Genomic DNA, 11,395 nt, shown 5'->3' on the forward strand with positions numbered 1-11,395 from the left:
ACGAGCTCGTCGGGCAGCAGTTCGTCGTCGGGCAGCGGTGGTTCGTCGAGCGGCAGCTCCAGCGGCACCAACACGACGGCCGACACGAGCTCGTCGGGCAGCGGCTCGTCGTCGGGCAGCGGTGGGTCGAGCGGCAGTTCCAGCGGTACCAACACGACCGCCGACACGGGCTCGTCGGGCAGCAGTTCGTCGTCCGGCAGCGGTGGCTCGTCGAGCGGCAGCTCCAGTGGTACCAACACGACCGCCGACACGGGCTCGTCGGGCAGTGGCTCGTCGTCGGGCCGCGGTTCGTCGAGCGGCGCCGCCGGTGGCGCGAACGGCCCCGCCGAGAGTCCCGACGGCATCACCGTCACCGTGAGCCTCAAGACTTCGGGCAATCCGTCCGATCTCATTGCGGTATCGGTGCCGAAGTCGATGGCGCGCCCAGGCAGCCACTTCCGCTTTGCGTTGCCTGCTCAGGCAGTGCCGGGTGCGGCGCAAGGTGTAACGGCGCGGGTCACGCTGGCCGATGGCCGTGCCCTGCCGGCATGGCTGCGCTTTGAGCCGCAGTCGCGCGCGTTCACGGCGACTTCGGTGCCGGCGGGCGCGTTACCGATGCAGGCGGTAATGACAGTGGGCGATGTGCGCGTGCCGCTGGTGATCACCGAGCGCAACCAGTAAATGAGGTGGAATGTGACCGAGAACGAATTGATGCAGGATGGGCGTCGGGCGGACGTCATGATGGACGGAGAGCGCACTGGCTCGGACGGGCCGGCGGCGATCAGGCCGCGCTCGGCCACTCACGGCGCGGTGGCCGTGGCCGGGCTGGCGGGCTTCCTGCTCGCCCTGGTCATCCTGCGCACGGACCGGCCGTTCGGCGACGACGTGGTGAAATCCGCGCTCTTCATGATAGGCATGACCTCGGCGGCGGCGGTGCTGCTGGTGGACCTGCTGTGGCAGAAGGTGCATCGGCGCGCGTCGACCGGGCTGGATTTCCGCCGCGATCATCCGTCGTGGCAGCGCACCCTGTTCAAGTTCGCCGGCCTGCTCGGCAGCCTGGGCTTCGTCGCGCTGCTGTACTGGCTGTTTCCGGAGTACCACGGCGACTTCTACGGCCGCTACTACGCGATGCTGGCCCTGGTGCTGCCGCCGTGGCTGGTGCTGGCGCTACCGTATTTCTATTTCGTCGACCGCAAGATGGCGCGCCCACTGGACGGCTACTGGCACCTGGGCCGCCTGGTAACCATGCAATGGGACAAGGTGGACGGCCGCATCATCGGCCAGCATCTGCTGGGCTGGCTGGTGAAGGGCTTCTTCCTGCCGCTGATGTTCACCTATATGTGCAACGACCTGGCGCGCCTCCTTGCCGCCGACTTCAGCCAGCTTACGGGCTTCAAGGCCTGGTTCGACCTGCTGTACGGCCTGTTCTACTTCATCGACGTGGGACTGGTGGCGGTGGGCTACCTGCTGGCGCTGCGTGTTGCCGACACGCACCTGCGATCGGCCGAGCCGACCGTGCTGGGCTGGGCCGTGGCGCTGGTCTGCTATGAGCCGTTCTGGTCGCTGTACGGGCGCCAGTACCTGGCCTACGACACCGACTTCAAGTGGGGCGCGTGGCTGTGGAACACGCCGCTGCTGTATGGCATCTGGGGCAGCGCGATCCTGCTGCTGACGGCCATCTACGTGTGGGCCACGGTCAGCTTCGGCGCGCGCTTCTCCAACTTGACCCACCGCGGCATCATCACCAACGGCCCTTACCGCTGGACCAAACATCCGGCCTATGTGGCCAAAAACCTGTCGTGGTGGCTGATCTCGATCCCCTTCGTCGCGCATGGCCCGGCCGACGAGATGCTGCGCCACTGCCTGCTGCTGCTGGGCGTCAACGGCATCTATGCGCTGCGGGCGTGGACCGAGGAGCGGCACTTGTCGCGCGATCCGGACTACGTTGCCTACGCCGGCTGGATCGACCGGCACGGCCTGTTCCGCTTCATGCGCCACCTGCCGCTGCCGGACCCACGCCAGAGTGTGCCGGCCGCTGGAGGGGAGCATGCGTCTGAGCGGCGCCCGGGGCTCCAACGCAGGCCCTCGGCCTGAGTCATTCGCTTTTCGCGAGCAACGGCAGCGGCACGGCCTTGGTCGACGTCGCCAACGTGTCAGTGGCCTGTAGCGCTGCAGCGGCGATGGTCGCTGCGCTTGCCGGCTCCGGGGAGGGCGGGGGCAGAGAATGGCACGGTACAGCGGCGTCGTTCGATGAGCCGATGGGCGTCGCCGTCGATGCTGGCGGCAATGTCTATGTGTTGGACCTTTTCAACAACGCAATCCGCCTGATCGGCATTGGGTAACGATTGCGGCCATATATCCGAACTCTGTGTGGTGCAGGCCGCGGTTCCTTGCGGACGTCGTGTACAAGCAACCGCGCGACTTCCAGAGTGGTGTCGGCCCGCTTTCAGCGTTGCGTATGGATGAAGCGATGCGGCGCGGCGCAGGGCGCCGGCGGCATCGCGATGTCCGGTCAGAAGCGGTGACGGATGCCGATCGCCACCATGTTCTGCACGTTGCTGCTCGACGGCTGGTTCAGGTACAGCGCCGGGCCGGCCAGCTTGACGCCGTTCACCTGGAGCGGGCCGGAGCGGCGCTGATAGTCGTCGAAAATGTAGACGTCGGTGCGCTTGGACAGCGCGTAGTCGACGAACAGCTGCACGCCGTTCCAGTGCGGATTCGCGTCGAGGCCGCCGTAACGGCCGCTCGTGTAAATGTAGCCGGCTGCCAGCGTCAGCAGCGGGGTCGGCAGGTACGACACCGACACGTGATAGTTGTCGAGTGCGAGGCTGGTGCCGTCCTGGTACTTGAAGCGCACCGCGTCGATCATCGCGTTGAACTGCAGGCTCGGCGAGACGACGTAGCGGCCGCCGAACCCGAGCGTGCGCTGGCGCGCCACGCCTTCGGCGCTGTTCAGCGGGCTTGCGCGGAACAGGAAGAACGCCGGTCCCGCGTAGTCGTTGGTCACCGCGCCGTTCGGGTTCACGTTGCCCGGCCCGTCCATCTGCGTATACGCGGCTGCCAGTTGCAGCGGGCCGAGACGGTAGCGCAGGCCGGCACTGTACGCGCGGTTCAGCGCGAAGTCGCCGGCCTGGTTGCTGAACGCGTACATCAGCTCGGCATCGATGCCGGCGATGGTCGGGCTCAGGTATTTGACCGAGTTGTTGAAGCGCCAGCTTCCCATCGTGTTGTCGACATCGCCGGGCGAGGACAGCAGCATGCCCGTCGCGTTCGAGACGCTGTACGGCGACGTGAAATCGAAGGTCGCATCGTACTGGCGGCCGAACGTCAGCGTGCCGGCGCGCGCGTCGGAGAGGCCGATGTAGGCCTGGCGGCCGAACATGCGGCCGTTCTGGCCGGTGCCGCCGTTCGTGATGAAATAGCCGCTTTCGAGGCGGGCGACCGTGCTCACGCCACCGCCGAGATCTTCGCTGATCAGCAGGCCCCAGCGGTTGTTCTGGTTCGCACCGCTCAGCTCCTGCGCGACACCGTGGCCCCCCGCGTTGCTGGTCCACGCAATCGCGGTCGACGCAATGCCGTACAGCGACACGCTGCTCTGCGCCCATGCCGGACTCGTTGCGGCGCACAGCAGGGTGGGAATCAGGTACTTTCTCATTGTTGTTCTCCAGGTTTTTTTAGTTCGATTGAATGCGTGTCGGCGACGTGACGGTGCCGCGCGCGCCGACGCACCGCGCCGCGCCGGACGACTGCCGGCATGCGCGACGCGGAATGGGTGTGTGACGGAAATCGGGCGGTCGTCAGCGGCCCTGATCGAAGGCGGCTGACACGGACGGGACGGGGCATGTGCCCCTGTGCGATGGGATGAACATCCTTGCTGTCTCCTGGGACCGCCCGTCTTCTTGGGGTGGGCTGGCCTGACCGGCGCACGCGATGCGCCGATTTTCATTTAAATAATTAGGTAATTCTTCGAATGGCGGGATTATACGGAGAAACGGCGCGCTAGACGGACCGATTCAGGGTGGTGTTGCGCGCTGCTGACACGGGCCGCGTGTGTCCTGCATGTCTGAATGCGCGAGCGTCGCCGGTGCTGGCCGCTGCCGTCTCGATTCGATGCGCGCGCAACATTTCGGTGAATTAGCTTGCACTCGGCGCATTGGCGCTCGCGATCCGCTGCGCTGCGCGCTGAATGGCCGGGCAGCGGCCTGCGCCGGCATCCCGCGTGTCGCAGCGCCGGCCCAGTGGCAGTCGTACGTGATGCCCATTATCCCGGGCTGAGTGCGGTAAAGAGCAGGTACAATTCCGGCGGCCGGTTTGTCGGGCAGAGCGGGGAGCGCGGTGAAAGCGGCGCCGACCTTCAGGCTGCGACGGGACTGGCTGCATCAGGGCTCCCGCATGGCCCGAGCCGCATGCGTTGAGACGCGCGCGATCGTGCAATAGAGAAAAAACCCGGGGCGTTCGGATGGACTCCGAGATGTGTGCCGCCCAAATGAGTTCCAGTCATGCCCTTTCCGACAAAGGTTGGCCTTCAAGCCGCGCTTTGGCTTTTCTGCACGCTGTTGCTCGGCTGGACCGGGCAAGCGGCGGCATCGCCCGAAATACGCCTGCCCGATTCGGGCCAGGTTCAACTGGATCGCAATTGGGCATTGCTGCGCGATCCGACCGATGCATTGACGGTGGATCAGTTGTCCCGCCCCGAAGTGGCTGAAGCGTTCCAGGTTCGGGACGCGGCGCCCGCGCTCGGCTACGTCAAGGGCACGATCTGGCTGCGGCTCACGCTGAACCGTCCGGCGCGGTCGTCGCCGGTCTGGCTGCTCGAATTGCGCTCGCCGCTGCTCAACGACGTCACGCTGTTCGAGCCGCAGCAGAACGGCGGGTACCGGCAGGGGATCGCCGGAAACCGGCGGCCCGTCGCGCAGCGCGACGTCGACTATCGGGACCCGGTGTTCCGTCTCGAGCTTCCCGCAGATCGGCCGGCCACAGTGTATCTGCGGGTGCGAAGCACCAGCACGATGAGCTTTTCGATGAAGATGTGGACGCCGGAGGCGTTCATTTCGAGCCTGACGACCGAGTCGCTGCTGTTTGCGCTCTTTTACGCGACGCATGTGGTGCTGGTGATCTTCAGCATGTGGATGTGGAGCGTGGCGCGCGACCGGTCATTCGGCTATTTCGGGTTGAGCGTGCTGCTGAATCTGTTTACTTCGCTGGGGGCCGAGGGATATCTGTACGAGTATTTGCTGCCGGGCTCACCGCTGCTGAGCAATGCGATCTATCTGCTCAGCTGGCTGCTCGGGACGTCGGCCGGCATCCTGTTTACCGCGCATTATCTCGGGCTGTTCGAATCGCGCCACAGGCGCGTGGCGGTGGCCGCTTGCTGGCTCACGCTTGTCGTGGCGCTTGCGGCGGCCTCCTGCATACTCGTTTTCGACGTGTGGTGGGTGCGGCCGTTGTATTTGCTCTGGCAGGTGCTCGTGATCGTGATCTCGCTGGCCGTCGCGGCCTGGCTGACGGTGCGCGGTTACAGGCCGGCGCGGGTGATCCTGCTTACGCTGCTCCTGCTGCTGGTCGGCACCGCGCTGCGCGTCGCGCGCAACGTCGGCTGGATCGATCCCGGCCCGATCGTCGACAACGCAGGGTATCTCGGGATGCTGGCCTTCATGCTCATCATGAACTCGGCGATCGCCCGTCGCTATACCGGCATGCGCGCCGAAAAGGAGGCCGCGCAGGTCGAAGCGTTGCGTGTCGCTCGTCAGGCGGAGCGCGATCTGGAAGCGAAGGTCGCGTTGCGCACGCAGGCGCTCAGGGAGGCTATCGAGCAGGTCGAGGTATCCCTCGCGCTCGAGCGCCGCGCGCAGGACGAACAGCGCCAGTTTCTCGCCACGGTCTCGCACGAACTGCGCACGCCGCTGGCTGTCATCGATGCCACCGCGCAGAATCTCAACCTCGACGACTCGCACATCGATCCGATGACCTCCGCCCGTTACCAGAAGATTCTCCGGGCCACGCAGCGTTTGACGTTGCTGCTGAACGACTCGCTGCACGAGGACGGCTTCGAGTTGCTCAGGAACGGCTGCAGGCCGACGCCGACCAGGCTGGCAAGCCTGCTCGAGGACGCTGCAACGGCGGCCAGCCTGCTGTCGGAAGGGCATCGGCCGGAGGTCGATGCGCAGGACTTGCCGGAAACGTTCGAGTGCGACAGCAGTTTGTTGCGTCTCGTGCTGCGCACGCTCGCCGACAACGCCGTGAAATACACGCCCGAGGGCACTCGTATCGTGTTGCGGGGAAGGCAGGTCTTGCACGGTGTCGAGCTGGCGGTGGAGGACGACGGACCCGGCATCGACTCATCCGATATGCCTCATGTTTTCGAGCGCTTCTATCGCGGACGGAATGCCGGCCGGAAGCCCGGAACCGGGCTTGGCCTTTCGCTTGCGCGGCGCATGGTCGAAATGCAGGATGGCAGCCTGAATCTGGATAGCGCGCCGGGGCGGGGCTGCCGCGCCATCATTTTCCTGCCGCCGGGCGCGGCTGGGCGTCAGGACAGCGAGAGAGGCTCGGCGAACGCGTAGCCGAGGCGATGGGCCGTCTTGAGGGGCAGCTCGGTGCCTGATTCATCCCGCCAGCGCTGGCGGAGACGGCTGACCATCGTCTCGAGCCGCCGCTCGTCGTAATCGAGCCATTCATAGCCCAGACTCTCCACGATCTGGCGGCGGCTGACGGGCTGTGTCGGATGGCGCGCGAGCAGTTCGAGCAGCCTGCTTTCGCCGGGGGAGACGTTCAGCCGGCTGCCCTTGGGGGCGCAAAGCGCGCCGGCTTGCCTGTCGAGGCGCCAGTTGGTCACGACCCGCCGGTTCAACGCATGGAGGATCGCGTCGAGTTCGAGCAGCTTGATCGGCTTGACCAGATAATGGTCGGCGCCGCCTCTCAGTCCGTTTACCTTGTCCTGGGTCTCGCCGCGGGCGGTCAGCATGACGATGCCGCAGCCGCTCTGGCTTTCTCTTAGCCAGCTGGCCGCGTCGAACCCGTTGCCGTCGGGGAGCATCACATCGACGATGGCCATTTCGGCCTGCATCGCCAGCCTCCGGAATTCCTCCACCGTCCCTGCCTGGATGACGGTCCAGCCGCGCTTTTCCAGAAAGGCGGCAATTTCTTCGCGCAGCTCGACCTCGTCGTCGAGCAACAGTACCGTTCCCATATCCGTTCTCCCCCTGGAAGCGCGCCGGCCCGTCGGCAGCGACTTCCTGTGTTTCCTGGCGATGCTGCCGCAGCTCCCGCTCACGGAGCGGGCTGCGGTGTCCTTGTCCACCTCATCGAGGCCACATCGGCCGACTTCGACTCTGGCCCGTTTCGCGTGTGCGGACATCACGCAAGACGACCCTGATTTACGGTTAGTTAGGCAAAAACTTTAGGGTGCTGACAATGCATGGACTCTGCGTTGAGTTGAGCGGCTGGTGTTGCCGGCGAGCGCGAGATTCCGTGCGATGTCCTGGGCGGGATGGGCGGGACGATGGAGAGAGTGGCCGCGCAAATTCGGAAAGTCATATCAGTGGTTTGGCCGGGTTCCGGACTGCTTGCCAACATCGCCACGTTGAAGCTCGCATTCCATCTGCCGCCCTGTCGGCGGGGCGTGACGTTTGCCGGGCTTTACGCCAGCGATGTGCCGTAGTGTTGCACGTCAACCATGTCAGCATTTGTCAGCTTTTGTGCGACAAGCTTGGATAACCTGCACGCGGAATTAGAGCGCGCACTGGGCGTATGTCCGTGTCGCGCGCGGCGATGGCAAATTACGAAGTGCAATGAAAAACAACGAAGGCAATCTGAAGAGAAGAGCGCTCGTATTGGCGGTGGCTACGGCCCTGGCGGCAATTGCCTCCCCGGAAGCGGGGGCGACGCAGTCGTGCGCCAATTGGATGACGGCGGACTGTACGGTCCAGCAAGGCGAGGTACTTTCAGGCGCGGGGACGGGGGTGCACGTCGGCGGCACCGTTGGCACGTTGACGAACAGCGGTAGCATTTCGGGAGGCTATTACGGGGTTTTTAACCCCTCCAGCGGAGTTGTCGGCGCGATCAATAATAACGTTGGCGGCATCATAGACACAGACTGTATCGGTGGCTGTGAAGCAGTTCATAACGACGGCACGCTCGGCACGCTGACCAATAGCGGCACCATCAGTGCTGGCCAAAATGGCAGCCACAGCATCTACAACGATGGCACGATCACCAGCGTGACCAATGGCGTTGGCGGGACGATCGGGTCGATCGGCGGGACGATCGGTGGCTCTGCGGAGATCTACAACGTCGGCAGGTGGCTCGACACGCTGACCAATATCGGCACGCTGACCAATATCGGCACGCCGACCAATATCGGCACGCTGACCAATTTCGGCACCATCAGTGGTGCCAACGGGGGCATCAGCAACTGTGGCGGGGGGAATGTCGGCTCGGCCAATATCGGCACGCTGATCAATAGCGGCACCATTCGCGGCTACAACACCGGCATCATGAACAACGGCGGTACGATCGGCACGGTGACCAATAGCGGCACCATCAGCGGCGCCGGCAACTTCGGCGGCGGGATCCGCAACGACGGCACGATCGCCAGCCTGACCAATAACAGCGGCGGGGTGATCAGCGGCATCGCGGGTATCAACAACAGCTTCGGTACGATCGGCACGCTGACCAATAACAGCGGCGGGGTGATCAGCGGCGTCGGCGCGGGTATCAGCAACAGCTTCGGTACGATCGGCACGCTGATCAATAGCGGCACCATCAGCGGCACCGGCAGCGCTGGCAAGGGAATCGACAACGGTAGCACGATCACCAGCCTGACCAATAACAGCGGCGGGACGATCCGCGGCATCACGGCTATCTACAACGGCAGCATAATCGGCACGATCACCAATTCGGGGGTGATCGCCGGCAATATCGTCAATGCATCCGTCAGGGGCCTGACCATCAATGGCGGCGCCGCCGGGATCTTCGGGACGCTGACCGGCTACAACGGCTCGATTGGCACAATTTACAGTGATCATGTCGTGTTCGGTAGCGGCAACCTGGTGCTTAATGACCACGTCAACGCAATCAGTACCGTGCAGAACATCGGAGCCACGCTACAGGTCAACACACCCGTGACGATCACCGGCAACTACAGCCAGGGCGCAGGCGCATCGCTTCTGATCGGAGTGGGGAGCGGAGCGGTGGTGACAGGCTGGCCGACCGACAGCGGCTATGGGCGACTGGTGGTCAGCGGCGACGCGACGATTGCCGCCGGCTCGTCGGTGAGCTTGAAGAGCCAAGGCTACGCGTTCGCCAACGGCCAGCGCTACGTGGTGGTGGATGCGGCCGGCACGGGTACGTACAACGCCGACAGTCTGCACTATTCAGCTGACGGCTTTAAAGTCAGCGGCCAGTCGGTGTATTTCGGTAACCATACTGACCTGGTGCTCACGGTGGGAGGCCTGTCGACGCCAGCGTCCCCCGCCACGAACCCTAACGCGATCGCATCGCTGGCCGGCCTGGCGCGTTACACCGGCCTCGATCCGGCGCTGCTGAACCTGTTCAACGCCTCTCTCGCCCTGACCGGGGGACCTGCCGCCGCCGCCAATCACGCCGGCGTGCAGTTAGGGCCGATCCAGAGTGCGTCGCAAGGCAAGGCCGCCGCTGCAGCGACATTCGGCACGCTCGATATCGTCTCTGCGCACTCGACCCAAATGAATCAGACGCTGGCTGCCAGCCAAACGGGCGTGGCGACCGGCGAAAGTGCGCTTGGCTGGGGCGCGTGGGGCCAGGCCTTTGGCGGTCACGTCGGCCAGGGCGCCGTCGATCAGGTTCCTGGATACGGCGCGAACTACGGCGGCCTGCTGCTTGGTGCCGATCGAGCGCTGGGCGATCGCTGGCGCGCCGGCGGTGCGTTCAGCTACAGTAATACGTCGGTTGATGGTCAGGACGCAGCCGCGGGAGACACTACGGGCGTGAATGCCTACGGCCTGATCGCCTATGCGAGCTACAGCGGCAGTCCATGGTACCTGAACATGTCGGGTGGCGTGGTACAGCAGCAGTACAACTCCAGGCGCGTAATCAGTTTCCCGGGCTTCTCGGGTGTGGCGAATGGGCGGTTCAGCGGCCAGCAGTACGTGGTGAGCACGGAGTTCGGTTATCCGCTTGCGCTGAATGTCGCGACGCTTACTCCGCTGGCGGGCCTGACCTACAGTCGCCTGCACCAGAACGCCTTTACCGAGACTGGCGGCAACGGCGCTGCGCTGTCGGTGGGTGCGACGAACGGAACGTCGGTGCGCAGCAGTCTGGGCGTGAAGCTCGAGAAGAGCGTGGCGACCGCCTACGGCGAGTTGGTTCCATCTCTGCGCCTGCAATGGACGCACGAGTACGACCACACGCGTGTTGTGACCGGCGCCAGCTATGCCGCCGACCCGACTGGCCAGACCGCATTCACCACAGTCGGTGCCACGCCGGTCTCGGATCTCATGCAACTCTCGTTGGCCGTGACGCTGCTGCGCTCGAACACCATGAGCTTGATCGGACGCTACGATCTGCAGGCAGGCTCGCAGTTCCTGTCGCAGACCGGCAGTCTGCAATTACGTCAGCTGTTCTGATTCGCTTGATCTGGATGTGCGCGCCTCGCGACGGCCGTTCACGGGGCACTTTGATCGAGTGTAACTTCGTTCCCACTAAATTTTTTAGTGGGAACCAACGTGGACGAGATGTTGGCCGGCAAGGATGTCGCTCCGAGCAAAAGACCGAACCTCCCGGTCGATTGCAAGCGGGCGCTGGTCGAGCAGACACGCGAGCCGGGCGCCTCGGTATCGCTGGTCGCGTGACTTAACGTGTGTGATTCGTAGACATCGTCTCAACTAAAATGAAGCGACGGATCGAGAGATCGCCGCGCGATTACGTTGGGTGTGCATGTATCACGAGACCGGCAATGCCGGCCTCGTGTGCGCGCGGTGCGGCATATCTCGATCGACACTTCGCAAATGGCTGCGTCGCTATGAGGAAGCTGGCGAAGCAGGTCTCCAGTCTCAAAGCCGTCGTTCACTCCGCAGCCCAAACCGGAAGGTTACCGAGGCTGCCGAGGCGGCGAGTTCGTCGCCGAGTCAGTACAACGGCGCTTGATGAGCGAGTGCATCAAATTCCGACCGATTCCGCCACGCAACGAAAACGGCGCCCTAAGAAGTGAAACGATGTCCGTGAATCGCACAGTTGAAGCGCGCCCGCGTCGTTCATTACTCGCTGGAGCGCACGGAAAACATCCCGCCTGCCTATCTGAAGCGATTCTGCCTGAAGGGTGCCGGCCAGCGGGAAGGAGCGCTGCTGATCGACCGTGAGTTGCGCAGCCGCGTCGCGTTCTCGCAGATCAACCTGAACCAGCGCCCGCCGGGCATCGGTAAGCGTTCGGCAAACCCAT

At 64.4% G+C, this 11,395-nt stretch carries 8 protein-coding genes and 3 pseudogenes; 8 read left to right on the forward strand and 3 right to left on the reverse strand.

The features are described from left to right. A pseudogene (locus LIG30_RS23360) lies at positions 1-239 on the reverse strand (hypothetical protein); the annotation flags it as partial. A 115-nt stretch (positions 240-354) separates the two neighbouring features. Between LIG30_RS23360 and LIG30_RS23365 the strand changes: the two are divergent. The 3 genes from LIG30_RS23365 (at position 355) to LIG30_RS26880 (ending at position 2,321) form a co-directional block, all read left to right on the forward strand. Further along, the gene (locus LIG30_RS23365) at positions 355-660 is read left to right on the forward strand and encodes a hypothetical protein (protein WP_038715947.1); all 306 of its coding nucleotides are present in this window, start codon (positions 355-357) and stop codon (positions 658-660) included. 12 nt (positions 661-672) lie between these two features. Then, on the forward strand, positions 673-2,073 hold the full coding sequence (locus LIG30_RS23370) for a methyltransferase family protein (RefSeq protein WP_200929735.1): 1,401 nt from the start codon (positions 673-675) through the stop codon (positions 2,071-2,073). Between the two features lie 86 nt (positions 2,074-2,159). After that, positions 2,160-2,321 carry a hypothetical protein gene (locus LIG30_RS26880; RefSeq protein ID WP_235510381.1) on the forward strand — a complete coding sequence of 54 codons (162 nt, stop codon included), beginning with the start codon at positions 2,160-2,162 and terminating at the stop codon, positions 2,319-2,321. Between the two features lie 170 nt (positions 2,322-2,491). Here LIG30_RS26880 and LIG30_RS23380 read toward each other — a convergent pair whose 3' ends face one another. Beyond that, the gene (locus tag LIG30_RS23380; RefSeq protein WP_051995153.1) at positions 2,492-3,634 is read right to left on the reverse strand and encodes a porin; all 1,143 of its coding nucleotides are present in this window, start codon (positions 3,632-3,634) and stop codon (positions 2,492-2,494) included. Between the two features lie 844 nt (positions 3,635-4,478). Between LIG30_RS23380 and LIG30_RS23385 the strand changes: the two genes are divergently transcribed. Beyond that, complete coding sequence (locus LIG30_RS23385) at positions 4,479-6,542, forward strand: sensor histidine kinase (protein ID WP_051995154.1); 2,064 nt, start codon at positions 4,479-4,481, stop codon at positions 6,540-6,542. Here the strand turns inward: LIG30_RS23385 and LIG30_RS23390 are convergent. Continuing rightward, the gene (locus LIG30_RS23390; RefSeq protein WP_038715951.1) at positions 6,509-7,168 is read right to left on the reverse strand and encodes a response regulator transcription factor; all 660 of its coding nucleotides are present in this window, start codon (positions 7,166-7,168) and stop codon (positions 6,509-6,511) included. The genes LIG30_RS23385 and LIG30_RS23390 overlap by 34 nt on opposite strands. Before the next feature lie 601 nt (positions 7,169-7,769). On the opposite strand from LIG30_RS23390, the gene LIG30_RS23395 reads away from it, so the two are divergent. The 4 genes and pseudogenes from LIG30_RS23395 to LIG30_RS23400 form a co-directional block, all read left to right on the forward strand. Continuing rightward, positions 7,770-10,583, forward strand: coding sequence for an autotransporter outer membrane beta-barrel domain-containing protein (locus LIG30_RS23395; protein ID WP_038715952.1), 2,814 nt, complete (start codon positions 7,770-7,772; stop codon positions 10,581-10,583). A 99-nt stretch (positions 10,584-10,682) separates the two neighbouring features. Continuing rightward, positions 10,683-10,808, forward strand: a complete 126-nt coding sequence (locus LIG30_RS27485) for a hypothetical protein (protein WP_268760731.1) — start codon at positions 10,683-10,685, stop codon at positions 10,806-10,808. 85 nt (positions 10,809-10,893) lie between these two features. After that, positions 10,894-11,067, forward strand: a pseudogene (locus tag LIG30_RS25745) (helix-turn-helix domain-containing protein); the annotation flags it as partial. A gap of 123 nt (positions 11,068-11,190) precedes the next feature. Further along, positions 11,191-11,395: pseudogene (locus tag LIG30_RS23400) on the forward strand (CheR family methyltransferase); the annotation flags it as partial.

It is taken from the genome of Burkholderia sp. lig30 (assembly GCF_000687455.2).
Taxonomy (GTDB): Bacteria; Pseudomonadota; Gammaproteobacteria; order Burkholderiales; family Burkholderiaceae; genus Burkholderia.